The following is a 25,601-nucleotide window of genomic DNA, read 5'->3' on the forward strand; positions in this document are numbered from 1 at the left end:
TTACTCGGCAATGATTTTCTCGGCGATAAGTGGACGAACCGCGGGGGCTTCCAAACCTATCGAGAGGGCACCCTCAACCGATTCAAGTGCCCTCTCAAAACGTGCCGGTTCATCAGCCGACAGGGTAAATAGGGCCTGACCCACGGACACGTAGTCACCGGGTCGCACGTGTAAATCGATCCCGGCGGCATGCTGCACCACGTCATCGGGCCGCGCGCGACCCGCACCCAAACGCCAAGCCCCGATCCCAAAGGGAAGCGCCTTAATATCGGTCACAAAACCCGTGGTTTCTGCGCGCACGGTGTGTGTTTCCCGCGACACGGGGAGCTCCGCATCGGGATCTCCGCCCTGAGCAATAATACTGCGACGCCACACGTCCATGGCTCGCCCGTCGTTCAGAGCCGCCTCGACGTCAGCATCCGGTTGCCCGGCAAGCGTCAGCATCTCCCGGGCAAGCGCCACCGTGAGTTCTACAACGTCGACGGGGCCTCCACCACTCAAAACCTCAACCGACTCGCGAACCTCGTTGGCGTTACCGATCGCAAGCCCGAGAGGCACGTTCATATCGGTGAGGAGAGCGCTCGTGTTTACCCCGGCATCCGTGCCCAATCGAACCATCGTCTGGGCAAGCTCACGAGATCGATCAATATCTTTCATAAAAGCCCCCGACCCAAACTTGACGTCGAGAACCAGGGAGTCCGTACCCTCCGCAATCTTCTTACTCATGATCGAAGAAGCGATCAGGGGAATCGCCTCGACGGTTCCCGTGATATCACGGAGAGCATAAAGTTTTTTATCAGCGGGGGCCAGCCCAGCACCCGCAGCACAGATCACCCCGCCGATATCACGCAATTGCGCAAACATCTGGCTGTTAGTGAGTTCCGCACGCCAGCCCGGAATGCTCTCAAGCTTATCGAGGGTTCCGCCGGTGTGGCCGAGCCCTCTTCCCGAAAGCTGCGGAACCGCAACCCCAAAAGCAGCCACCAGAGGCATCAGCGGAAGCGTGATCTTGTCTCCGACCCCGCCCGTGGAGTGTTTATCCACCGTCACCTTGCCCAGCCCAGAGAAGTTCATGGTCTCTCCGCTGGCAATCATCGCCAGGGTGAGGTCTTTAATCTCGCGTCGCCCCATACCGTTAAGGAAGATCGCCATACTGAGTGCCGCCATCTGCTCCGGAACAACATAGCCGCGGGTATAAGCGTCAACAAGCCAGTTGATTTCGTTGGTCTCTAACTCACCGCCGTCACGTTTTGTGTGAATCAGATCTACAACATCAAACTGCTCGATGCTCATCACGCACCCTTTCGATTTGAATTAAATTCTTCAAGCGTCCTGGGACCAAAAGCGTCGGGAAGCACCTCATCGATGGTGCGAAACCCGCTGACGGTGTCGAGAATCATCCCCTCGGCAGAGTGCTCAAAAAGCAGCTGCCGACAGCGCCCACAGGGCATCAACGGGCCGCCATTACCGTCAACACAGGCAAAGGCTACCAGCTTGCCTCCACCCGTCATCACAAGCGCCGATACCAACGCACACTCTGCACACAGGCTCAAACCGTAGCTGGCGTTCTCGACGTTGCATCCCGACACTATGCGACCGCTTTCGGTTATTGCGGCGGCGCCAACAGGAAAGTTCGAGTAGGGAACGTAGGCACGCTTCATCGCAACGGTGGCGGCAGCACGCAGCGTTTCCCAATCAAAGTCTTTTACAGAAGGCATAGTCATGCAAGGCTCCTACGACTTAACATACGGTTTACCGGCTGCCGCGGGGCCCCTCACCTGACCCACCAAACCGGCTACGGCAAAGATCGTGACCACGTAGGGCAGCATGAGCATAAACTCGCTCGGGATCGGGGAACCGATAACACCCAAAACGTTTTGCAGATTCGAGGCAAATCCAAAGAGCAGCGCCGCCAGGGTGGCACGAATAGGATTCCAACGGCCAAAAATCACGGCCGCCAGGGCGATAAAACCGAGCCCCGCGGTCATCTCTTTCTGGAAAGCCCCCACCGAACCCAGGGTAAAGAAGGCACCACCGAGACCCGCGATTGCGCCCGCCAGGCTCACGTTCCAAAAACGCCACACATTCACCCTGATACCAACCGTATCGGCCGCTTGGGGATGTTCGCCCACAGCCCGCACCCGCAAGCCCCACTTGGTGTGGAAGAGCCCGTAGTACACCAGTCCCACAACCACGTACATAATGTAGATGATCACGGTCTGGCGGAAAAGAACCGGTCCGATAATCGGGATATCGCTCAGAAGCGGGATGGGGACACGAGCAAAACGCTCCGGTGAGTTGAGAACCTCTGGGTTAGCGGTAAGCACTTGAGAAAACAGGAAGTTCGTCAGCCCCAAGACCAGCACGTTAACCACAACACCCACGATGACCTGATCGACCAGGTATTTGATAGAGAAGGCCGCAAGTACAAACGACACCAGTGTGCCCGCAACCATGGCGGCAAAAAGCCCGGCATACTGGTTGCCCGTGATGCTGGCAACCACCGCAGACATGAAAGCTCCCGCCAGAAGCTGACCCTCAATCGCGATATTGACAACACCAACACGCTCTGAGATCACACCACCTAGCGCGCCAAAGATCAGGGGCGCGCTCAGCGCTACGGTTCCGGTGAGAAGGCCGGTGAGCGGGAGCGTGGCTCCCGCCGATGCCCACGTAAGCAACCCCAACATAAAGATAAACGCAAAGAGGACGCTCCAATAGAGGGGCATCTTACGCAAACGGCTCACATAGTAGGCGCTGAGAGCGGTGAGTAGCCAGAGAATCACCACCACCACAATCCCCGTTGCCCGAACGGGGAACTCTATCGGAGGGATCTGAAACACGTCTTCCGCGGTGGCGGTGCTCACGGTACTCACACCGTCGCGCGCGAGAAACACAAAAAGGATCAGCGCCAGAGCCGAAAATAGAGCAAAAATTACGGGGAGCTTCCAGCTTCTGCGCATCACCACGGTGGGCGTTGTGGCCTCGTACGAGGGGATAGTCGGGTGGGACTCCACCAGACCCTCCGTGCCTACGTGGGGCAGCCCCTCTTCTGGAGCCGAATTATCTGTCGTGTGAGGGATTTTGGAAGACACTTTATACCGCCTCCTGCTTGATGTTTTTAGCTGAGACGGCCTGCGCTAGGGCGAGTGTCTTGGCCGGATCTGGTAGACGGAATATCGCGCGCACAAGCGGCGGAGCCGCAATAAAGAGAACGATCATAGACTGAACCACAAGCACGATATCGATGGGAACCCCCTCGGAGGCCTGCATCGAAAACCCACCCGCTTTAAAGGCGCCAAAGAGGATTCCCGCGGCAAAAATTCCCCAGGGCCGCGAACGCCCCAGAAGAGCAACCGTGATGGCATCAAAACCGATTCCCGCGTCAATTCCCGAACCAAAACCGGTTTTCACCGTGCCGAGCACCTGCGAGACGCCGGCGAGCCCCACCAGGCCACCCGAGATGAGCATGGCATACACGTACATCATCTTCACGTTAATACCGGCAACCCGTGCGGCACTCGGGTTTTCGCCCACTGCACGAAATTGGAAACCCAGGTTTGAGCGGCTGAACAACCACCACACCAGAATAGTTGCCAGAACCGCCAGCACAAAGCCCCAGTGCAGCGAATACTGCGTGCCAAAGAGCGGTGGGAAAATGGCGGTCTCCGACATGGGAGGGGTCTTGGGGTTGTTACTTCCCGGAGCCTGAAGCAGGTTGGGGGTTCTCAGCATCCACGAAATGAGATAGAAAGCCACGTAGTTGAGCATGATGGTCAGGATGACCTCGTGTGCACCGGTTCGAGCTTTTAAAACACCCGCGATACCGGCCCACAGAGCCCCGCCAACCAGACCGGCAAGAACGGCCAGGGGAAGGTGAATGAACATGGGCAACTCGAAGGAAAAACTCACCCAGCCCGCGGCTGCCGCGGCAATCAAGATCTGCCCGCGCCCACCGATGTTGAACATACCCACCCGGAAGGTGAGGCCAACACCCAATCCAGCAACAATCAGGGGTGTTGCAAAAAGCAGGGTGTCGGTGAGGGGTTTAATTCCCGCCTCAAACGTGTCCCTGCGGAAGTTATACACGGACCCCTGAAAAAGCGTGCTGTAGGCTCCCGACACTGAGTTCCAGATAGCCGCAAAGGTGTCTCCGGGCCGGGCAAAGAAGTAGCCGGCAGATTCCTGAACCGACTCATCGGTGAGCGCGATGAGTATCCCACCCACCACAATCGAGAAGAGAACCGCAAATACGGAGATCATGGCGTTGCCACTCACAATTTGCCGCAGCGCTATGTTCCAGCGCGAGGGCAGCTTTTCGGTATCTTGCGCGCCATTCTGGCCCTGCGTATCGCCTTGACCCGGCACGTTGTCTTTACCCTGGGGCGGTGCCTGCCCCGCATTCTTATCGGTCACGCCGCCTCAATCCCCTCGGGTTTCTCGCCGGCCATCATGAGACCCAGCACATCTCGCGGGGTATCCCCCGGAACGATTCCAACAATTTCCCCCCTGTACATCACGGCGATTCTATCGGCCAGAGCGGCAACCTCGTCGAGCTCCGTCGACACAACGATCACGGGAATCCCCAGGTCGCGCGTTTCAACAATTCGCTTGTGCACAAACTCGATCGACCCCACGTCCAGGCCGCGCGTGGGCTGGGCCACCACAAGCAAGCGCAGCTCCTTGCTGATCTCGCGGGCCAAAACCACCTTCTGCTGGTTCCCCCCCGAGAGCCGCCCCACGTGCGTGCCAATCCCCTGAGCCCGGATATCGTATTCCCGGAGCTTTTCCTCGGCAAAATCGTTGAGATACTTGAGCTGTAGGTTGACCCCCTTGACAAAGGGTAGTTGATCCGCTCGGTCGAGCATCAGATTTTCGGCGATTGTAAACTCCGCGACCAAGCCGTCTTGGTTACGATCTTCCGGGACAAAACCCACACCGCTGTTAAGAACCTGCCGCACGGAGCGTCCGATCAACTCTTTTCCGTCGAGAGTGATCGACCCCAGCACCTGCGGTTGCAACCCCATAATCGCCTCGGTGAGCTCGGTCTGGCCGTTGCCCTGTACCCCGGCAATAGCCAAAATCTCCCCGGCTCGAACCTCGCACGAGAGGTTGTTCACCACCGTGTGTCCGCGGGGATCAACCACCGTAACTCCTGTGAAGGACAGGGCCGGCTCCCCAGGCGTAGCTTTTTCTTTCTGAACCGTGAGCTCAACGGCGCGCCCCACCATGAGAGAGGCCAGCTCCTGATTACTCGCGGTGGGTTCGGCCTCGCCGACAACGGTACCCAAACGGATGACCGTGATGCGGTCCGCCACCTCACGCACCTCTCGTAGCTTGTGCGTGATAAAGACAATGGCGGTGCCCTCTTCGCGCAGCTGTTTCATCACAGCCATCAGCTCGTCTGTTTCCTGCGGGGTGAGCACCGCCGTGGGCTCATCAAAAACCAAAACCTTTGCGTCCTGCGACAGCGCCTTAATAATCTCTACCCGCTGCTGTACACCAACGGGAAGGTCCTCAATCAGGGCATCCGGGTCTACGTCGAAACCAAACCTCTCGGAGATCTCCCGCACCCGCTTGCGCGCTGTATCCAGGTCAAGTTTTCCTCCCAGCTTGGTGGTCTCGTGCCCCAAAGCCACGTTCTCCGCAACCGTAAACACCGGGATAAGCATAAAGTGTTGGTGCACCATGCCAATTCCGGCTTTCATCGCATCACCTGGACCGCTAAACTTCTGAACCGCATCATCCAGAAGAATCTCACCCTCATCGGCCTGATACAGACCGTATAAAACGTTCATCAGGGTGGACTTACCGGCACCGTTCTCACCGAGAAGGGCGTGAATTTCTCCCGGCTGCACAACAAGGTCAATGTGGTTGTTTGCAACCAATTGACCAAAACGCTTTGTAATACCGCGCAACTCAAGCTTCATAATAAATCTATCCGGTTCACTCGGGTGGGGGATAAGTCAGATCGTATGGGGAGGACTGCTCACAAGCTGCCTCTCCCCATACGCACAAAGCACTATCTTAACTTAATTACTGCTTGGGTGATGCATCCGAGGTAGCTGTGATGGAGCCATCGATCAACCCGGCCTTCACCGTTTCCAGTTCATCTGCAAGCGTGGCAGAGACCCGCGACTCCCACTCATGGAAGGGGGCGATTCCCACACCACCGTTTTCAAGCGTTCCAACAAAAGGTGTGTTATTGAAGTTACCCTTGGCCGCTGCCAAGACGCTCGCCTCAACACCCTCTGCGAGTCCCTTAAGAACGGAGGTGAGATACATTGACTGAAACTCCGGAGCGCTCTCGAACAGGTCGGCATCAACACCGATGATCGCAACATCTTTACCCGAATCGGTGATAGCCGCCGCGGCGCTCCTAAAGATTGGTCCACCAACCGGCATAATAATATCGGCGTTCTGATCGATCAGCGCCGTTGCCGCAGACTTTGCGGTCTGGTTAGCCTCAAACCCGCCGGTAAAGCTGCCCGTTTGCGTCTTGTAGTCCCAACCCAGAACACTCACGTTGGTGCCCTTCTGCTGGTTGTAGTACTCAACCCCCTGCACAAAGCCGTCCATGAAGATCGTTACAGAGGGGATCTGAGCCCCACCAAACGTTCCCACAACGCCGGTCGTGGTGGTGTCGGCGGCAACGTATCCCGCGAGGAATGCCGCACCAACGGTGTCAAAGATAATCGACTGCACATTGTCGATACCCATGTCGTCAACATCAACAATCGCAAAGTTGACATCAGGGTTGGCCTGGGCTGCCTCCGCCGTGGCCTCCGCAATTTTAAAACCGACACTCACGATAATTTCGCAACCGGCATCTACCATGCTGTTGAGGTTGCTGGGGTAATCGGTCTCGGCATTTGACTCCACCTCGCGTGACTTCACGCCCAACTGCTCAGTCGCGGCCTGAAGACCTTCAAAGCTGAGCTGATTAAACGAGTTGTCATCAAAGCCGCCCTCGTCCGACACCATGCAGGGCATAAAATCATTTGATGCGGCCGATCCCCCGCCATTTTTGTCTGGGGCAGTGCCACAGGCCGAGAGCAGGGCAACAACACCCACCGATGCAAGAGCGCTGAACGCAGTCTTACGCGATATTATCTTCACTTTCATCCTCCAAGATATGATCCGCATTGTGTGAGCGCGAACCTTAGTAATCCTTTCACGTTACCCATTATCACGGGGAAAAACAGCTAATTTTGCCACCCTGCAATCAAACGGTTACAAAACGGGAATGGTTTTCATTTCGTGACGTTCGCGGGCGCGCTCTGGGACTCAACAACGATCTCTCCCGAAATAATCTTTTGACGCAGGTTCTCTATCTCCGCTTCAAGCTCCGCTGAAACAGCACTCTGCTGCTCATGGAACGGGGCAATGTCAACACCCCCGTTTGCCAACGTTCCCACAAAGGACTCATTCGCGAATGTGCCCTCCAGGTCGTCCGTCACGATTTCCTGGATAGCGCTTCCCGCGTTTTTCAGCACGCTCGTGAGCACTATCGAGCGAAACTCCGACGACAGCGTCTCATACCCGTCATTGTCCACCCAGATAATAAGCTTATTTTCGTCGAGCGCGGCGGCGGCCGCCCCCTCGCCCACCTGAGCGGCAACCGGCATAATCACGTCTGCACCCGCATCAATGAGGGTCTGCGCCGTGGTCTTACCCTTGGCCACATCCTCAAAGTCACCGGTAAAGACACCTATCTGTGTGTCCTTGTCCCAACCCAAGGCCTGAACCTGAGTTCCGTGCGCCTCGTTATAGGCACCCACTCCATCAACAAACCCGTCCATAAAAAGTGTGACGGGCGGTTGCTGGCCCCCGCCAAACGTTCCTACAACACCCGAACGAGAAGCACCCGCCGCCAGATAACCAGCCAGGTAAGCAGCTTCAGCAGTGTTAAAAACCATGGATTTAACGTTCTCCGCCTCTACCTGCTCATCAACAATGACAAAGTGAGTATCGGGGTTGGACAGGGCCTGCTCCTTAGTAGCCTCCGCCAGATCCCATCCCACCGTGACAACCAAATCACAACCCGACTCGACAGCCTGCACCACGTTGGGAGCCAGATCGGTCTCGCTTGTCGAAACAATCGCCTGGGTATCGATTCCCTGGTCCTCACGAATCTGTTTGAGGCCCTCCCACGTTGACTGATTAAAAGAGCGATCCTCCAGACCGCCCGAGTTTGTGACCATTCGGGCACAGTACGAGGAGGTGACCTGAGGCTCCTCCACGGTGTCCTGGGGGGTGGGGGCCTGTTGGCAAGCGCTCATGACAATTGTTATCGTGACGACGCCTATAACAGCAGCGACCCTGGTCAAAACATACATGGTGTTACTACTCCTCTTAGCCACCCTGCGCGAATTATTACCCGTACCGCACGGTTATCCGCCCAGCTACGTTATTTATAAAACCGTACTCTCTCCGGAGCGTTTCACAAGATCAACAACCGACTTGACCTTCTGCGCGTTTTCTTTGGTCGTTACGAGCAGCACGTCCGGGGTATCAACAACAACGATGTTCTCCATCCCAATCAGCGATATCAAACGCCCCGATTCAGCAACAACAATACCGTTAGAAGCGTCAGACAGGATGCGAGCGTTCTTCCCTAAGACCGCCAGATCGTTTGGCCGACCCCGGCTCAATAGTTTTGCCACATTGGCAAAATCACCCACGTCATCCCACTCAAAGTGGGCGGCTACGCAGGCCATGATTCCCCGGGCAGCCGCCGGTTCCGCAACCGTATAGTCAATCGCAACCTTGGGCAGACCCTCCCATACCCGCTCAATAGCCCTGTCTCTTTTGGGCGTATCCCATACCCGAGCGAGACCCCGCAGGCTCTCCACCAATTCGGGTTCGGACTGCGCCATCTGGTCAAGCAGAACATCTGCGCGTGAGATAAACATTCCCGCGTTCCACAGGTATTCACCGCTCTCGAGGTATTTCCTCGCGGTTGGCGCATCCGGTTTCTCGACAAAGGAAAACACCTCGTAGCTGTCACGCCCGCCGAGCGTCTCAATAGGTTTGCCCCTGCGAATATAACCGAACCCAGTAGAGACCTCGGTGGGGGCAATACCTATCGTTACTATTCGTCCGGTATCTGCCAGCTCTATGGCCTCGGTAACAGCCCTTTGAAACAACAGAGGCCCACGAATAACGTGATCCGCCGCAAACGAACCGACCACGACCCCGGGCTCACGGTGTTCAAGAATAGCCGCAGCCAAACCAATAGCCGCCGACGAGTCTTTGGGTCCCGGCTCAAGCACAATGTTATCGTCGGGTATCCCCGGCAGCTGTTCACACACCGCACTGCGGTGGCTCCGACCGGTAACAACCATAATGCGCTCCGGACTGGTAAGAGACTCCATACGATCCCAGGTGTCACGGAGAAGAGACTGACCGGAGCCCGTGAGATCAAGCAAAAACTTTGGAGCGTTCGCACGGGAAAGGGGCCACAGACGAGACCCCACACCGCCCGCAGGAATGATGCTGTAAAAACGCTCGGTTATTCGCGTTGAATTAGCCATAAGCACGAGTCTATCCAGCAGTCAACTGAATAAAAGCTCCCTACCCGGCAGTTTTGCACCCGGGAGAACGTCTCAGAGAGCGACGACCAGGCATTTCCTCTCCCAAAAGGACTCGCCCGTATAACAACATCGTCACGATCATAAACGCCCTTCATCCTGACACAAGAATCAATAGGGTAATTTTAGGGAATCCTAACCAGCACGGCCTCCGCAAAATAGGTAAACTTATTCACACGCGTAGCACACATCCACAGTATGACGCGGAGTAAAACCCTAAAACACACCGCGACTAAACAGCCAAGGAGGGTTGTTCGTGTCAACTTCGACAGGAACCCTAACCGGGGACACCGATCCCGCAAAGAGAAAAAAGCGTAAGGCACCAGCCGGAACGCTCTATCGAGGTACCGAAGGAATGTGGTCCTGGGTACTGCACCGCATTACCGGTATGGCAATCTTCTTCTTTCTTCTGGTGCATATTCTGGACACCGCTCTGATTCGCGTGAGTCCGGAGGCTTACAACGCGGTAATCGGCGTCTATAAGACCCCCATCATGGGCCTGGGTGAAGTTGCGCTTGTTGGGGCCATCGTCTTCCACGCCTTTAATGGCCTACGTATCATCCTGATCGATTACTGGCGCAAGGGAACCCAGTATCAAAAGTACATGTTCTACGTGGTCATCGGTCTGTGGGTTGTCACCATGGCAGCCTTTGTCCCCCGCCACCTCATGAACGTTTTTGGTCACTAGAGAGAGGTGCAGCACAGCATGACCGCTATTCAATCACCGCGTGTCCCTACCGCACCCAGACGACGGGGTATTAACTGGGAAAAATGGGCCTGGCTCTACATGAGGATTTCCGGGGTTCTCCTCATTGTGCTTATCTTTGGTCACCTCTTTGTGAACCTCTGGCAGGGAGACGGGGTCAGCGCCATCGACTTTGCCTTTGTTGCGGGAAAGCTTGCTAACCCGTTCTGGCAGGTGTGGGACTGCGCCCTGCTCTGGCTAGCCCTCATCCACGGCGCCAATGGAATGCGCACACTGGTCAACGACTACGCCACCAAACCCCTCGTCAATAAAGTTTTGAAGTGGGCACTCTTCCTCTCGGCCGCGATGCTCATACTCCTGGGAACCCTCGTGATCTTCACGTTTGATCCCTGCCCCGCGGGTGCACCATCAGACCTGGTTGCAAGCTTTTGCCCCGTTGACTAACCTCCACTCATGCGGGCGGGTTCCATCGGCCCCCTGCACCACCGCTAAGAATTTCGAAAGAGTTGTTCGTGAATAGCACCCCACATGTTGAAGCAGATGACGTAAAGATCGTAGACGGCATCCACTACCACCAATACGACGTTGTTATCGTTGGTGCGGGTGGTGCCGGTATGCGCGCCGCCATAGAGGCCGGCCCCAAGGCAAAAACCGCCGTCATCACCAAGCTCTACCCCACCCGCTCACACACCGGCGCAGCCCAGGGAGGGATGGCGGCCGCACTTGCCAACGTGGAGGAGGATAACTGGGAGTGGCACACCTTTGACACGGTGAAGGGTGGCGACTATCTGGTTGACCAGGATGCGGCCGAAATCCTGGCAAAAGAGGCCATCGACGCGGTTATTGACCTCGAAAATATGGGCCTTCCCTTTAACAGGACTCCCGAGGGCAAGATTGACCAGCGCCGTTTTGGCGGGCACACCCGCGACCACGGTAAGGCCCCGGTGCGCCGCGCCTGCTACGCCGCCGATCGCACCGGACACATGATCCTCCAAACCCTATTTCAGAACTGTGTGAAGCTGGGGATCAACTTCTACAACGAGTTCTACGTGCTCGACATGGCGATGACGGAGGTTGATGGCGTTCAACAGCCCTCCGGTGTTATCGCCTATGAGTTAGCAACCGGAACCCTGCACGTGTTCCAGGCAAAGTCAATCATCTATGCAACCGGCGGCTTCGGAAAGATCTTTAAGACAACCTCCAACGCCCACACTCTCACCGGTGACGGAATCGGGGTGGTCTGGCGCAAGGGACTACCCCTCGAAGACATGGAGTTTTATCAATTCCACCCCACCGGCCTGGCCGGGCTGGGCATCCTTCTCACGGAGGGAGCCCGCGGTGAGGGAGCCATCCTCCGCAACGCGTCCGGTGAGCGTTTTATGGAGCGCTACGCCCCCACCATCAAAGACCTCGCACCTCGCGACATCGTTGCTCGCTGCATGGTGCAGGAGGTTCTTGACGGCCGTGGTGCCGGCCCCAATAAAGACTACGTCTACCTGGACTGCACACACCTCGGTGCCGAGGTTCTTGAGACAAAACTCCCCGACATCACCGAGTTTGCCCGCACCTACCTGGGAGTGGACCCGGTTGTTGAGCCCGTGCCGGTATTCCCCACCGCCCACTACGCCATGGGGGGCATCCCCACCAATATCCACGCCGAGGTACTGCGCGACAACACCACGGTTGTCCCCGGCCTCTACGCGGCCGGGGAGTGCGCGTGCGTCTCCGTTCACGGCTCCAACCGATTGGGAACCAACTCGCTCCTCGACATTAACGTGTTTGGAAAGCGCGCCGGAAACGCGGCCGCTGACTATGCAAACGGCGCTGAATTTGTGCCGCTTCCCGAAGATCCCGCCCGCGAGGTCCGTGAGTTGGTCGAAAGCCTGCGCAGCAGTACCGGAACCGAGCGTCTGGCAGACATTCGTCGCGAACTCCAAGAGTCTATGGACCGTGGAGCCCAGGTTTTCCGCACCGACGAGTCGCTGGGCGAGGTGCTCGGCGTGATCCACGACCTTCGTCAGCGCTACAAAAACATTTCGGTTCAGGACAAGGGCCAGCGCTACAACACCGATCTGTTGGAGGCCATCGAACTGGGCTTCCTGCTCGATCTGGCCGAAGTACTCGTTTTTGCCGCCCGCAACCGTAAAGAAAGCCGCGGCGGACACATGCGTGACGACTATCCTGAACGTGACGATAAAAACTACATGAAACACACCATGGCCTATCTCACGGGGGATCCACACTCACCCAACCCGGAGGATCACATCCGCCTGGACTGGAAACCCGTGGTTCAGACCCGCTACGAGCCGATGGAAAGAAAGTACTAAGATGAGTGCCGCAATCGCCGAGGCAACCACACCCGCCACCCCCGAAGCCCACGAATCATTCACCGTGACCCTCATCGTGAGGCGCTTTGACCCGGAAAAAGACGAGGAACCACGCTGGCAAGATTTTGATGTTCAGATGTACCCCACGGACCGCATCCTGGACGCCCTGCACCAGATCAAGTGGGAGCAAGACGGCTCCCTCACGTTCCGTCGCTCCTGTGCCCACGGTATCTGTGGATCGGACGCCATGCGTATTAACGGACGCAACCGTCTCGCCTGCAAAACGCTCATCAAAGATCTCGATATCACAAAGCCCATCTACGTGGAGGCAATCAAGGGTCTGCCGCTTGAAAAAGACCTCATCGTTGATATGGAACCTTTCTTTGCGTCATATCGTGAGGTACAGCCGTTCCTGATGGCTAATTCCGCACCGAGCAACGGCGACAAAGAACGAATTCAATCCATCGCCGATCGTGAGCGCTTTGACGACACCACCAAGTGCATCCTCTGCGCGGCGTGCACCTCAAGCTGTCCCGTGTTTTGGACCGACGGCCAGTACTTTGGGCCCGCCGCTATCGTCAACGCGCACCGGTTTATCTTTGACTCGCGCGATGATAATGCCCAGGTCCGCCTCGATATCCTCAACGATAGGGAGGGTGTGTGGCGCTGCCGCACCACCTTCAACTGCACCGATGCGTGCCCACGAGGAATTCAGGTAACCAAGGCCATCGCCGAGGTCAAACAGGCCATCCTGCGCGGGAAGCCATAACCAACGATTGAGGCACCCCACACCCGTACAATCCCGACGAGGTGAACGGGACTGGCTCGACGCCCGTGACAACCTCACCGAGCCGGTACTAATCTGGTGACGTGGGATACAGAGAGAAAGTCGCCCAAACCAAGTCGCTAGTAACACGCGTCAGCGCGTGGGTACGAACTTTACGGATCACACGAGTACTCCTGCGCTTTACAGCCAACGGGGGCAACCTTCTCGCCGCTGGAATGTCTTTTAAGGCGATCTTTGCAATCTTTGCCGCACTCTGGGTTGGATTCGCCACGTTTGGGCTGTTTTTGCAGCAAAACAAAGACCTCCAGACCGGTGTCATCACCTGGATCAATCAGCGCATCCCCGGCCTTATCGGCCCGAACGGTGCCGTTGACCTCGGCTCGCTCCTCGAGGCGCAAATCCTGGGGTGGACGGGTGCTATCGCGGCGGTCTCCCTGCTCTTTGTGGCGGTGGGTTGGCTCGCAACCGCGCGCGAGGCAATTCGCCGCATGTTTGGGGTACCGTGGAAACCCGACAACAACATCCTCATGAAGGTTCGCGATTTTGCTCTCGCCGCGATACTGGCGATTGCAATTCTCGTTTCGGTTGGTCTGACGGTTGTGAGCAGCACCCTCCTGCGGGACACCCTGATGTATGTGGGGGTTGAGAGCGACTCGTGGTTTGTCGGGGGTGCCACCCGTGCCGTCGCCCTGGCAATCATGTTTATTTTTGACACCCTCGTACTGGCCGCAACCTACAGAATACTCTCGGGGGTGGCCGTCAACGGAAAAATTCTCTTTCGGGTTGCACTCGTGGTTGCTGCTGTTCTCTCCGGTATGAAATTGCTCGGGTCTCAGCTTCTAGCGGGTGCCAACGGCAACCCCCTTCTCGCCTCGTTTGCCACATTTATCGGATTACTCATCTGGTTTAATCTGATCTGTCGTGTCATTCTTCTGGGAGCCGCCTGGATCGCAATCGAGTCTGAGGATCGTTTTGGTTCTGTGCCTGCCAACGAAGGCGAGGATGAGCACGATGAACGCACCCTGTTCGCATAGGCACGATGACACGCGTCCCGCGTGAGCAGGCGGAAAAGCCCCCGCTAGGAAACTATGATCCTTGCGATGAAGACTTGCCACCTCACCGAGCAGCAGCACACTATAGACTTGTGGAATGGCCTCTTCACCCCTGAGAATCGCGTCGATTAACACCAATGGTATTCGAGCCGCCTATCGCAAAGGCATGGCGGAGTGGCTGGCAGGTCGCAACATCGATATTCTCGCTATCCAAGAGGTTCGCGCATCTACTGAAGACATTCAGGGACTCATGGGTGACGAGTGGCACATCCTGCACGATCCCTGCCACACCAAGGGACGTGCCGGAGTTGCCATCGCCAGCAGGATGCCCGCACTCGCACACCGCACCACCCTGGGCGGCGGCGATACGGAAGCTCCAGACTATGTTGATAGCTCGGGTCGGTGGCTCGAGGCCGACTTTGAGATTAACGGCAAAACCATCACGGTGGTGAGCACCTACGTGCACTCGGGAGAGGTGGACACTCCCAAGCAGGAGGCCAAGTGGCTTTTTCTCGACGCGATGACGCACCGCCTCCCCCAGATGGCACACGAGCGCGAACTCGCCGTTATTGTCGGCGACCTTAACGTTGGTCATCGCGAACTAGACATTAAAAACTGGCGCGGTAACGTCAAACGATCAGGTTTTCTCCCGCGCGAACGCGCCTACTTCGATCGATTTTTTGGCCCTCTCGGCGCAGAGGTTGTTGGGGCCGACGAGAGTGTCGCACCCGGCCTGGGCTGGGTTGATGTCGGCCGCCAATTTGCTGGCGAAGTCGACGGACCCTACACCTGGTGGTCCTGGCGCGGCCAAGCGTTTGACAACGACACGGGTTGGCGCATCGACTATCAGGTTGCCACCCCATCGCTTGCCGATCTGGTTATTGGTTACGAGGTTGACCGAGCAGAATCTTATGACACCCGGTGGAGCGACCACGCCCCCGTTATTGTCGACTACAACATCTAAACCCCCGAAAGAACTCCGTCACTCATGAGCAACAAGCCCATTATTTTTTCCGGCATGCAACCCTCCAGCGGTTCGCTACACATTGGCAACTACATTGGGGCTCTGACCCAGTGGGTGGAAATGCAAGAGACCTTCGACGCCTACTTCTGCGTGGTCAACCTGCACGCCATCACGGTGCCACAGGATCCGGCGGAGCTTGCCGCCCGCACCAGACTCACGGCGGCACAGTACATCGCGGCGGGAATCGACCCGGAAAAGTCCACACTTTTTGTCCAATCGCACGTTCCCGCGCACACAGAACTCGCCTGGGTTTTAAACACCATCACCGGCTTCGGCGAAGCGGGGAGGATGACGCAGTTTAAAGACAAGTCCCAGCGTCACGGTTCTGACAAATCGTCGGTGGGTCTCTTCACCTATCCCATGTTGATGGCGGCAGACATCCTGCTCTACCAGGCAAACACGGTTCCCGTGGGCGAGGATCAGCGCCAGCACGTTGAGCTCACCCGAAACCTAGCGGAGCGCTTTAACTCCCGCTACGGTCACACGTTCACCATACCCACCCCCCAGATCCAAAAAGAAACAGCCAAGATCTACGATCTCCAGGATCCGGAAAGCAAGATGTCAAAATCTGCCGCCTCGGAGGCCGGCCTGCTCAGTATCCTGGATGACCCCGCGGTCACCACCAAAAAAATTATGCGGGCGGTGACAGACGCTGACGGGGAAATCCGCTTTGATCGAGAGAACAAGCCGGGAGTCTCCAACCTCCTCACGATCTTTGCAGTTCTCTCGCATCGCAGCGTTGAGTCCGTGCAGAATGAGTTTGCAGGCAGGGGATACGGTGATTTCAAAAAGGCCCTGGCCGAGATCGTAGCCGAAACGTTTACGCCCATTCGTAACCGCACGAACGAACTGCTTGATGACCCGGCGGAGCTGGACCGCATCCTGTTTACCGCCGCTGAGAGGGCAAACGCAACCGCCAACCAGACGCTTAACACGGTCTACGACAGGGTCGGTCTCCTGCGCAGATAAGAGACCTCCTCGAGGGGGCGTTGCCGGGGTCGACAAGACTTGCGGTCAGGCTTGCGCGGCCCACAGCGCGACTCCCAGTGCCCCGCGCTTTAACGCAAGAGCGGGTTTTCGTGCAAAACGGCTGTTTGCACGAAAACCCGCTCCGTGTTGTAGCTCAGGATCTAGACAACGTCCTCGTCCACCCACTCGAGGGTCTTTGTCACCGCTTTTTTCCAGTTGCGGTAGAGACGGTCACGCTCGGCCTGGTCGAGGCGTGGCTCCCAGCGCTTGTCCTCCTGCCAGTTACCCCGCAGGTCATCAAGACCCGCCCAGAAGCCCACCGCAAGTCCCGCCGCGTAAGCGGCGCCTAGCGCAGTGGTCTCCGCAACAACGGGGCGCACAACGGGAACCCGAAGCATGTCCGCCTGGAACTGCATCAGGGTGTCGTTAGCGGTCATTCCACCGTCGACCTTAAGCTCGGTGAGCGGAACCCCGGCATCAGCGTTTACAGCGTCGAGAACCTCGGTGCTCTGATAAGCGGTGGACTCCAGCGCAGCACGGGCAATGTGGCCCTTGTTCACAAATCGGGTCAACCCCACAAGCGCGCCTCGAGCGTCGGGACGCCAATAGGGGGCAAACAGTCCCGAAAACGCCGGAACAAAGTAGGCGCCTCCGTTATCCTCAACGGTTGCGGCCAGTTCCTCAACCTCGGGAGAGGATGAGATCATACCCACGTTGTCACGGAGCCACTGAATAAGAGAACCCGTTACCGCGATCGAACCTTCCAAAGCGTAGTGCGGTTTGTCGTTTCCGAGCTTGTATCCCAGGGTGGTGAGCAACCCGTTCTCCGAATGGATAATCTCTTCACCCGTGTTGAAGATGAGGAAGTTGCCGGTTCCGTAGGTGTTTTTTGCCTCACCGGCCTCAAAGGCAGCCTGACCGAAGGTGGCGGCCTGCTGATCGCCCAAAATTCCGGCAACGGGAACCTCTCGCAGCAGCGAGTTCTCACTCGCATAGCCGTACACTTCGGATGAACTCTTGATCTCGGGGAGCATCGACTTGGGAACGTCAAAGGCCGCAAGGATCGTATCGTCCCACTCCAGGGTTTCGAGGTCCATGAAGAGGGTACGGGACGCGTTGGTCACGTCGGTGACGTGTACACCCCCCTGGGTTCCGCCGGTGAGGTTCCAGAGCACCCAGGTATCGGTGGTACCAAAAAGCAGATCTCCCGCCTCGGCCTTCTCGCGGGCACCCTCTACGTTTTCGAGTATCCACACGATTTTGGTTCCCGAGAAATATGTTGCGAGCGGAAGACCAACCTTTTTCTTAAAGCGCTCCACCCCGCCCTCTCCCGCTAGCCGATCAACTATTGATTGGGTTCGCGTGTCCTGCCACACGATAGCGTTATAGATCGGCTGACCCGTATTTTTGTCCCACACCACAGCGGTTTCCCGCTGGTTGGTGATACCAATCGCCGCGATGCTGTGCCTCGTGAGGTTGGCCTTGGAAAGCGCCTGGCCGATGACCTCGCGCGTGTTATCCCAGATCTGCACCGCGTCGTGTTCGACCCATCCCGCCTGCGGGAAGATCTGATCGTGTTCGAGCTGGCCCGTAGAGATAATCGACCCGCCGTGATCAAAAATTATTGCCCGGGATGATGTTGTTCCCTGATCGATTGCAAGGATGTATTTTTCATTCATGAGGAGAACTCCTTAGTTCTTTTACCCGGGGCTTGCTGGCACACAAAATGTGAGAAAACCCCGAGGTTTCTAGCGGCTTTAATGAGTAATGATCGCCCTAGAGAATGGCCAGGGGCAGGAGAAGGTTAGACGCGTAGGCTGCAATAACACCTCCCACGAGGGGGCCAACAACCGGCACCCAAGCGTAGCTCCAATCGCTCGTTCCCTTGCCCTTGATCGGCAGGAGGGCGTGCATGATTCGGGGTCCCAGGTCACGGGCTGGGTTGATCGCATAACCGGTTGGTCCACCGAGCGAGGCACCAATTGCCACAACCAGGAAGGCGACCGGGATCGCACCAAGCTCTGCGGGGGTTCCGCCCCGGGTGAACGCGAGGATAACAAATACCAGGACAAACGTTCCGATGATCTCGGTTATCAGGTTCCAGCCGTAGCTGCGGATCGCCGGACCGGTTGAAAACACCGCTAGTTTTGTTGCGGGGTCACCCTCCGCATCAAAGTGCTGTTTGTACGACAAATACATCAGGGTGGCACCGAGCATGGCTCCCACCATTTGGGCTGCCCAATAGACAAGGGCCGTGACAAAATCAATGTTTCCCAGCGATAACTGTGCAATCGTTACCGCGGGGTTCAGTTGAGCACCCGATGCGTAGGACACCGTCACACCGGCAAAAACCGCGAGGCCCCAGCCAAAGCTAATGAGCAACCAACCCCCACTAAAACCCTTTGTCTTGGCGAGAATCACGTTAGCAACAACGCCCCCACCAAGTAAGAGAAGCATGGCTGTTCCCACCGTCTCGGAGAGAAATATTGTGGCTAAATCATTCATATCTACTTTGACCTTTCACGGATTTTGATTAGTGTTACCAAAAATTATTATGATTGCTTTCCTACGCCTAATACTAATCTTCTGCGACTAGATGGCAACGCACTGGGCGAGAAATTCCTGTGTAACGGGTTCTTCTTACCGCTCACCCCCACCCAGTTTCATACCGTGAATTCCGGTAAGAACCTCGTGAGCCTCGGCGACTTCGGCAGACGTCTTTTCGGAAGACCACCCGTGAAGTCCCTCAAGAATGCCCGCGATCTCCTCGATTGTTCCTTCGGTAACGCTGCCGGTAAAGGCCAGATCGGTGCGACGCATAATCACATCAAGAACACGCACAACCTGTTCCGTCGTAATGATGTACTCAATTTCTTGCCTGCCATAGTGTGGCGCGTGCGCCAGCGCATCGTCACCGTGTTCTTCAAGATACGCAATGAGGGCGGTGGCCCGGGTGCCGTAGCGAGTAAGAAGCTGGTCGGCTCGCGCGAGACTCAGACCCTCACGATGGCGGGCAACCCATCCGGCCCGTTCGGTTTCGGTGCGCGGAAAACCACGACCACCGCCAATCGCCAGACCAGCCGTGCTCACCGTTCGTGTGAGACCAAGCGACTTGAGCACCTCGGTACTCAAGTGTTCGGCCAGGGCGCGGAAGGTGGTCCATTTTCCACCCACCAGGCTCATTACGGTGTGGCCTTTATCCGCGCGTTCTTCGATGCGATAATCGCGAGACACAAATCCCGGCTGGGTGTCGTCGTGCCGGGGCAGCGGGCGTATGCCGGAGAAACGGTACACAATCTGGTCGCGATCCACCGCGATGGTGGGGAAAACGTGCTTCACGAGATCAAAGAAATAGTCGATCTCTTCCTCGGTGCACACGCTCGGTTCGCTGGGATCAGCATCGATATCTGTTGTGCCCACCATAACTCGACCCTTGAGCGGGTAGATCAACACAATACGTCCATCACTGTGCTCGAAGAAGATCTCGCGGCCACCGGTCGCCGCTAAGAGCTCGTCGTTTTCGAGCACGATGTGTGAGCCCTTGGTGCCCCCCATGAAGTGGGTGGAGGCCCCCAGCGCCTCGTTTGTGAGGTCGGTCCAGGGACCGCTCGTGTTTACCACCGTCTCGGCCGCGATGGTGAACTCGTGACCGGTTTGGGTGTCGCGCACGACAACCCCCTCCTCGGTGAGCCCTACGGCCTCAAGATAGTTGGATGCTCGAGCATGCGGTCCGGTTGCAAGACCGTCCATGAGCACGTCGAGCGCCAAGCGCTCCGGGTTGTGCATGGAGGCGTCAAAATAGGTGGCAGTGTATTTAAGATCTTTATTAAGCTGCGGTAGCGCGCGCAGGCTCTTTGTGCGACCCATAAACTTATGACGGGGAACAGAACCGCCGTCACGCGAAAAGAAATCATACAGTACCAGACCCACCTTAATGAGGAACGCACCGCGCTCCTTGGGGGTGCCCTGTTTGTGGGTCAGAAAACGCAGCGGGGCGCTGAGAATCCCCGAAAAGGTGGAGAAAATAGGTACCGTGGTGGGTAACGGTTTCACGTAGTGGGGAGCAATCTTAATGAGGCCGTTACGCTCCTGCACGGACTCGCGAACGAGACGAAACTCGCCGTTTTCCAGGTAGCGAATACCCCCGTGAATCATGTGGCTCGACGCGGAGGATGCCCCTGAGCACCAGTCTCCCCGCTCTACCAGAACAACCTCTACACCCTGCAGAGACAAGTCACGGAATGTGGCGATTCCGTTGATTCCCCCACCAATAATGACCACCTGGGCAAAGGGTTTTTCGGCAATCGCGCGAAGCGAGTTACGCAGGTCGGGGGCGGGGTTCACATTTGATTCCGACTGTGGGGCCACAACAATGTTCCTTCAAAATAACAAACGACATGAGAAACTACGGCGTGTCTTCTCAATTATTTTCCAGTATCTACTCTATGAACGCTACGCTCATAATTGATGAACATATGTGCAGAAGTGAGGGAAAAATGACCACCTACGACCCAGAAAACAACGTAAAAGTGCGCACCGCGATCACCGCGGCGACCCTGTACTATCTCGAAAACCGCACCATGCAGGCGATTGCCGTCGAATTGGGAATGTCTCGCTCCTCCGTTTCGCGACTACTCTCTTACGCCAGGGAAGAGGGGCTGGTTGAGATCACGGTTCATCCACCCTCTGTGGCCCCCTCACTGCTTGAAAAGGAACTTCACTCCCGCTTTAACATCCGAGCCACGGTTGTTGCAACACCGGAACACACCAACGAGACAGACCGCCTTGAGCGAGTGGCGCTGGCCGCGGCACGAGTTCTTCCCGATTACATCGACTCTAATATGTCGGTTGGTGTGGCCTGGGGCGCCACCATGAGCGCGGTAGCCCGCAACCTCTCCCCACACCCGACCCGCAACACCCAGATTGTCCAGCTCAACGGGGCCGCAAACTCCCGCACCACCGGGGTTCTCTACGTTAATGAAATTCTTCGGCGTTTTGGAGAGGCCTTCACCGCCGATATTTTGCAGTTTACGGTTCCGGCCTTTTTTGATAATCCGCTCACAAAAGAAGCTCTCTGGACCGAACGCAGTGTAAATCGCATCGTTCGTGAGCAAAACAATCTCGACGTTGCGATCTTCAGTGTGGGTTCTCCTCGAGCGTCTATTCCCAGTCACGTTTATAGCGGCGGCTACCTGGACCGCGAAGATTTTCAGTCCCTCAACACCCAAAACGTGGTGGGAGACGTTCTCACTGTTTTCTATCGAGCCGACGGCAGCTGGGCCGACATACCGCTCAACGCCAGAGCTTCCGGACCGGGACTAGACGTCTTACGCGCCGTGCCCTGTCGGGTATGCGTGTGCTCTGGCATAACCAAAGTTCCCAGCCTCAGGGGGGCAATAGCGGGCAATTTTGTCTCTGACCTGATCATAGACGAGGAGAGCGCGCGGGCACTCGTTGACGCGTAGTCCGGGGCTCTCAGAGCCAACCCGCAGGGTCGTTGCTCCGGCGCAAAGTTGTCGCCAGGGCACAAATTCGACCGGTGTCTCGATACGAAGTTGCTCTGCCTCAGCGAGGAGTCGTCGCCTCGACGATTGCAATTTCACGAGTTGCCGTTTCGATGTCCTGTTGCAAAGCGTGCTCCTCCGAAGACGCGCGCACACGCTCAATAGGCTGTAAATCCCCCTTGTAGGTAAGGCCTAGCCTCAACCCCCGACCACTCTTGCGGACAATCCTGAGCGAACGATACCTCACCAGCCAGAACAGGATCACGGTGGCAGCAAGTATCCCGGACAGGGCCGCTACACCCAGAGACCACCGCGGACCAAACTCATCTGCAACCCATCCCACCAGGGGCGCCCCGATAGGCGTCCCACCCGCAAAAATAGCCATGTACAGGGCCATGACCCTTCCGCGCATGGCCGGTTCTGCCGTACTTTGAACGTAGGCGTTTGCGGTTGTCATGAGCGTGAGCGAGGAAAAACCAACCAGCGCTAAAGATATTCCAAAAAAGATATATGTGGGCATCAACGCCGCGATCGTACACGTTACTCCAAACGCAACAGAACCCATGAGCACGGTTTGCATCCGGGGATGATTCCTGCGCGCAACAAGAAGCGCCCCCACAAGAGAACCCACCGCCATGATTGAGCTCAGGGCACCAAACTCTCCCGCGCCCTGCCCAAACTCAACCGTCGCCATGGTCGCCGTAAAGATTGCGAAGTTCAAACCAAAGGTTCCCACAAGAAAAACGGTAATGAGTACAACCACAATATCGGGCCGCCCCCACACGTATCGGAAGCCTGCCACCACCTGACCTTTTTTACGCGATGCTCGCGGCTGCTTCTGAAGCAGCGACTTTCTCAACAGCAGCATCGCACCCACCGTCAGGACAAACGTGGCTGAGTTAATCAAGAATACCCACCCTGCCCCCACCACGGCCGTCATGACCCCCGCCACAGCGGGCCCCACCAGACGCGCGCTGTTAAAAGATACCGAGTTGAGCGCCACCGCATTGGGCAGGTTATCGTACGTCACCAGCTCACTGACAAATGTTTGCCGCGCTGGCGAATCAATTGCAGCAACCACACCGAGACCCAGCGCAAAAAGGTAAACGTGCCACAGCTGAACAGTTCCCAGCACGGTAATCAGGCCGAGTCCGAGGGCAAGAGCACCCATGAGGGTCTGGGTCAAAATCAAGAGCCTGCGCCGATTGTAACGATCAGCAATCAAACCCGACCAGGGCATCAGAATCAGCTGCGGGCCAAACTGCAGAGACATCACGATTCCCATAGCGGCCGCATTGTGGTCTGTGAGCTGCGTGAGAACAATCCAGTCCTGCGCGGTCCTCTGCATCCAGGTCCCGATGTTTGACACCAGAGCACCAGCAAACCAAATGCGATAGTTTATGCTCCTCAGAGATCGAAACACAGTACCCGCCTCACCACCGCTCTCCCTCGTCCTGAACACTCACCTTAACAATAAAGTCACAACCGAGACATGCACAGTAGGAGAAACATTCCGAGCGATTGAAACGTGCCCCGGGACCCCAGGCAATGCAACCGCGGGAACGCACTAAGAAACATTGCAGGAATAAGATACGGGGTCCGGCGGTTGGTCTTAGAATAGAACCAGAAATGCTCCGGGGTCGGTGAGAATCCGAACCGGCGGTAATAGTCCGCGACCCGTGGATAAACCGTGTTGCTTTCCCTCATAAATGTAGAAAAACAACACGGATTTTCCCGGTTGATTCGGTGAAATTCCGAAACCGACGGTGATGTTTTTTGTGACGGCTTGGCCGCAACACTGAACTAGTCCGGATGGAAGGAAGCATCCGTACGCAAAACAATAAGCGTGCGTGGCGCACCCGGAAAACCCAATCTTTGAGGACCGGATACATGACACCCACGCCCAACGCCCCCCTCCCCCCGCACACCATTGAGGCGGCCATGTCCAGGGCTATCGACCTTGCCCAGCGTGGCCCCGCCTACAATAAGAACCCCCAGGTTGGCTGCGTCATTCTTAATGAGCACGGAACCACGGTGGCGGAGGGATGGCACGAGGGAGCGGGAACCCCGCACGCCGAGGTCATGGCCCTGGACAATCTTCCCCTCGAATACGTTGCTACCGACGGATCCTCCGGACCCAATCCGGCCGCTGCCGGCCTCACAGCGGTTGTCACCCTCGAGCCCTGCAATCATGTAGGACTCGCCCAGCCGTGCACCCTGGCGCTCACCAGGGCGGGTATCGGGGCGGTACGATACGCGGTCTCCGACCCCGGACACGAGTCTGGCGGTGGCGCTGATCGCCTGAAAGAGGCGGGAATAGATGCCGAAGGCGGAATACTTGAGGATACCGTTCGCGTGTTCATGCGTTCCTGGCTCAGCTTCCAGGCAACGGGCTTGCCCTACGTGATTCTCAAGTGGGCATCCAGCCTAGACGGGCGCGCGGCAGCCGCAGACGGAACAAGCAGGTGGATCACCGGACCCGAGGCGCGGGCACACGTGCACCGGCAGCGCAGCCACGCCGATGCCATTGTGGTGGGGACCGGCACAGCCCTGGCCGACAATCCCTCGCTCACCGCGCGTCGACCCGATGGAAGCCTCTACGATAAACAACCGGTTCCGGTTGTTGTTGGCACACGAGCCATCCCCGCCGCCGCCGCCATCTGGGAACACCCCCAGACGCCTCTCTTCTATGATGGACATGACCTCCGAGCGATGCTCGCCGACCTAGCCTCGCACAATATTCGTTCTCTCTATATTGAGGGCGGCCCAAAGCTAGCCAGCTCTTTCCTTAAACAAGGGCTGGTAGACGAAGTACACGCCTACATTGCCCCCGTCATACTGGGGGGAAGCCGAACAGCAATTACCGATGTGGGAATCTCAACAATCACGGATGCCCAGCCACTCAGACCCCTCAGCATCACAACACTCGGTGAGGACACTCTCATCACCGTTGTGTCCAAAACCGCTATATAAATCAAGGAGAAAATCCAGTGTTTACCGGACTTGTCGAAGAAAAAGGCAGTGTTATAGCCACAGAAGAAAACGGTGACTCCATGCGCCTGACGATAGCAGGATCACGCGCGCTAGAGGGTATTCAGCATGGCGACTCGATCTCGGTGAGCGGGGTTTGTCTCACCGCCGTAAAGTTCAACAGTGAACATTTTACAGCTGATGTCATGGCTCAAACCCTCGCAATGACCACGCTAGGAACCTTTGTTCCCGGAACCGCAGTGAACTTGGAAAGGGCCGCACAGGTGGGCGATCGGCTGGGCGGGCACATCGTGCAGGGGCACATCGACGGCACCGCGCAGGTTCTTTCCCTGACCGAAGCCGATGCGTGGCGCGTGGTGCGCTTCTCGCTGCCCGGCGGGCTTGCACCACTCGTGGTTGACAAGGGTTCAATTACCGTCGACGGTGTTTCCCTTACCGTGAGTGCGGTATCACCCGCACCCATCTCAGAAATCGAAAAATCTGAGCAGTGGTTTGAGGTTTCCCTGATTCCCGAAACTCTCAGCGTCACCACCCTCGGAGACGTGCGCGTGGGAGACTTCGTCAACGTTGAAACCGATATCCTTGCCCGCCACATTGTGCGTGCATCAGCTTTTTCATCCACCACCCCGCCCCAGAAAGACTCCTAAC

At 57.0% G+C, this 25,601-nt stretch carries 22 protein-coding genes; 10 read left to right on the top strand and 12 right to left on the bottom strand.

Translation table 11 applies throughout. The features are described from left to right. The 8 genes from FrondiHNR_RS11385 to FrondiHNR_RS11420 form a co-directional block, all read right to left on the bottom strand. On the bottom strand, window positions 1-1,293 hold the full coding sequence (locus FrondiHNR_RS11385; RefSeq protein ID WP_279352894.1) for a thymidine phosphorylase: 1,293 nt from the start codon (window positions 1,291-1,293) through the stop codon (window positions 1-3). Continuing rightward, on the bottom strand, window positions 1,293-1,724 hold the full coding sequence (locus FrondiHNR_RS11390; RefSeq protein ID WP_279352895.1) for a cytidine deaminase: 432 nt from the start codon (window positions 1,722-1,724) through the stop codon (window positions 1,293-1,295). The genes FrondiHNR_RS11385 and FrondiHNR_RS11390 overlap by 1 nt, the downstream gene beginning before the upstream one ends. 9 nt (window positions 1,725-1,733) lie before the next feature. Then, window positions 1,734-2,963, bottom strand: a complete 1,230-nt coding sequence (locus tag FrondiHNR_RS11395) for an ABC transporter permease (RefSeq protein WP_279354548.1) — start codon at window positions 2,961-2,963, stop codon at window positions 1,734-1,736. Between the two features lie 133 nt (window positions 2,964-3,096). Continuing rightward, window positions 3,097-4,368, bottom strand: a complete 1,272-nt coding sequence (locus FrondiHNR_RS11400) for an ABC transporter permease (RefSeq protein WP_279354549.1) — start codon at window positions 4,366-4,368, stop codon at window positions 3,097-3,099. Between the two features lie 44 nt (window positions 4,369-4,412). Further along, the gene (locus tag FrondiHNR_RS11405; RefSeq protein WP_279352896.1) at window positions 4,413-5,930 is read right to left on the bottom strand and encodes an ABC transporter ATP-binding protein; all 1,518 of its coding nucleotides are present in this window, start codon (window positions 5,928-5,930) and stop codon (window positions 4,413-4,415) included. Between the two features lie 106 nt (window positions 5,931-6,036). Continuing rightward, the gene (locus FrondiHNR_RS11410; RefSeq protein WP_347567102.1) at window positions 6,037-7,125 is read right to left on the bottom strand and encodes a BMP family ABC transporter substrate-binding protein; all 1,089 of its coding nucleotides are present in this window, start codon (window positions 7,123-7,125) and stop codon (window positions 6,037-6,039) included. 128 nt (window positions 7,126-7,253) lie between these two features. Continuing rightward, window positions 7,254-8,339, bottom strand: a complete 1,086-nt coding sequence (locus FrondiHNR_RS11415; RefSeq protein ID WP_279352898.1) for a BMP family ABC transporter substrate-binding protein — start codon at window positions 8,337-8,339, stop codon at window positions 7,254-7,256. Between the two features lie 75 nt (window positions 8,340-8,414). Further along, window positions 8,415-9,536 carry a mannose-1-phosphate guanylyltransferase gene (locus FrondiHNR_RS11420; RefSeq protein ID WP_279352899.1) on the bottom strand — a complete coding sequence of 374 codons (1,122 nt, stop codon included), beginning with the start codon at window positions 9,534-9,536 and terminating at the stop codon, window positions 8,415-8,417. A 313-nt stretch (window positions 9,537-9,849) separates the two neighbouring features. Here FrondiHNR_RS11420 and sdhC point away from each other — a divergent pair, with 313 nt between their 5' ends. From sdhC to trpS, 7 genes are all read left to right on the top strand, one after another. Next, on the top strand, window positions 9,850-10,281 hold the full coding sequence (gene sdhC / locus FrondiHNR_RS11425; RefSeq protein WP_279352900.1) for a succinate dehydrogenase, cytochrome b556 subunit: 432 nt from the start codon (window positions 9,850-9,852) through the stop codon (window positions 10,279-10,281). 18 nt (window positions 10,282-10,299) lie between these two features. Next, entirely contained in the window at window positions 10,300-10,743 is a 444-nt protein-coding gene (locus FrondiHNR_RS11430; protein ID WP_279352901.1) for a succinate dehydrogenase hydrophobic membrane anchor subunit, read from the top strand. 68 nt (window positions 10,744-10,811) lie between these two features. After that, window positions 10,812-12,626 carry a succinate dehydrogenase flavoprotein subunit gene (sdhA, locus tag FrondiHNR_RS11435; RefSeq protein WP_279352902.1) on the top strand — a complete coding sequence of 605 codons (1,815 nt, stop codon included), beginning with the start codon at window positions 10,812-10,814 and terminating at the stop codon, window positions 12,624-12,626. A gap of 1 nt (window position 12,627) precedes the next feature. Then, window positions 12,628-13,395, top strand: coding sequence for a succinate dehydrogenase iron-sulfur subunit (locus FrondiHNR_RS11440; RefSeq protein ID WP_279352903.1), 768 nt, complete (start codon window positions 12,628-12,630; stop codon window positions 13,393-13,395). Between the two features lie 101 nt (window positions 13,396-13,496). After that, window positions 13,497-14,447 (top strand): YihY/virulence factor BrkB family protein, encoded by a 951-nt coding sequence (locus FrondiHNR_RS11445; protein WP_279352904.1) that lies wholly within the window; start codon window positions 13,497-13,499, stop codon window positions 14,445-14,447. A 115-nt stretch (window positions 14,448-14,562) separates the two neighbouring features. Then, entirely contained in the window at window positions 14,563-15,429 is an 867-nt protein-coding gene (locus FrondiHNR_RS11450; RefSeq protein ID WP_279352905.1) for an exodeoxyribonuclease III, read from the top strand. A gap of 24 nt (window positions 15,430-15,453) precedes the next feature. Continuing rightward, window positions 15,454-16,458, top strand: a complete 1,005-nt coding sequence (gene trpS, locus FrondiHNR_RS11455; RefSeq protein WP_279352906.1) for a tryptophan--tRNA ligase — start codon at window positions 15,454-15,456, stop codon at window positions 16,456-16,458. Between the two features lie 161 nt (window positions 16,459-16,619). Here trpS and glpK read toward each other — a convergent pair whose 3' ends face one another. From glpK to FrondiHNR_RS11470, 3 genes are all read right to left on the bottom strand, one after another. Then, on the bottom strand, window positions 16,620-18,137 hold the full coding sequence (gene glpK / locus FrondiHNR_RS11460; RefSeq protein WP_279352907.1) for a glycerol kinase GlpK: 1,518 nt from the start codon (window positions 18,135-18,137) through the stop codon (window positions 16,620-16,622). Window positions 18,138-18,234: 97 nt separating this feature from the next. Beyond that, window positions 18,235-18,963, bottom strand: a complete 729-nt coding sequence (locus FrondiHNR_RS11465) for an MIP/aquaporin family protein (RefSeq protein ID WP_279352908.1) — start codon at window positions 18,961-18,963, stop codon at window positions 18,235-18,237. Window positions 18,964-19,098: 135 nt separating this feature from the next. Further along, window positions 19,099-20,826: a glycerol-3-phosphate dehydrogenase/oxidase gene (locus FrondiHNR_RS11470; protein WP_279352909.1), complete on the bottom strand. Its 1,728-nt coding sequence runs from the start codon at window positions 20,824-20,826 to the stop codon at window positions 19,099-19,101. 128 nt (window positions 20,827-20,954) lie between these two features. Here FrondiHNR_RS11470 and FrondiHNR_RS11475 point away from each other — a divergent pair, with 128 nt between their 5' ends. Further along, entirely contained in the window at window positions 20,955-21,923 is a 969-nt protein-coding gene (locus FrondiHNR_RS11475; RefSeq protein ID WP_279352910.1) for a sugar-binding domain-containing protein, read from the top strand. A 100-nt stretch (window positions 21,924-22,023) separates the two neighbouring features. Here the strand turns inward: FrondiHNR_RS11475 and FrondiHNR_RS11480 are convergent, their stop codons facing one another. Next, window positions 22,024-23,385 (bottom strand): MFS transporter, encoded by a 1,362-nt coding sequence (locus FrondiHNR_RS11480; RefSeq protein WP_279352911.1) that lies wholly within the window; start codon window positions 23,383-23,385, stop codon window positions 22,024-22,026. A gap of 467 nt (window positions 23,386-23,852) precedes the next feature. Between FrondiHNR_RS11480 and ribD the strand changes: the two genes are divergently transcribed. Together ribD and FrondiHNR_RS11490 are read left to right on the top strand one after the other, a co-directional pair. Next, window positions 23,853-24,935: a bifunctional diaminohydroxyphosphoribosylaminopyrimidine deaminase/5-amino-6-(5-phosphoribosylamino)uracil reductase RibD gene (gene ribD, locus FrondiHNR_RS11485; protein WP_279352912.1), complete on the top strand. Its 1,083-nt coding sequence runs from the start codon at window positions 23,853-23,855 to the stop codon at window positions 24,933-24,935. Between the two features lie 17 nt (window positions 24,936-24,952). Continuing rightward, entirely contained in the window at window positions 24,953-25,600 is a 648-nt protein-coding gene (locus FrondiHNR_RS11490) for a riboflavin synthase (RefSeq protein ID WP_279352914.1), read from the top strand. Window position 25,601 lies beyond the last annotated feature (1 nt).

Source organism: Lysinibacter sp. HNR (genome assembly GCF_029760935.1).
Taxonomy (GTDB): Bacteria; Actinomycetota; Actinomycetes; order Actinomycetales; family Microbacteriaceae; genus HNR.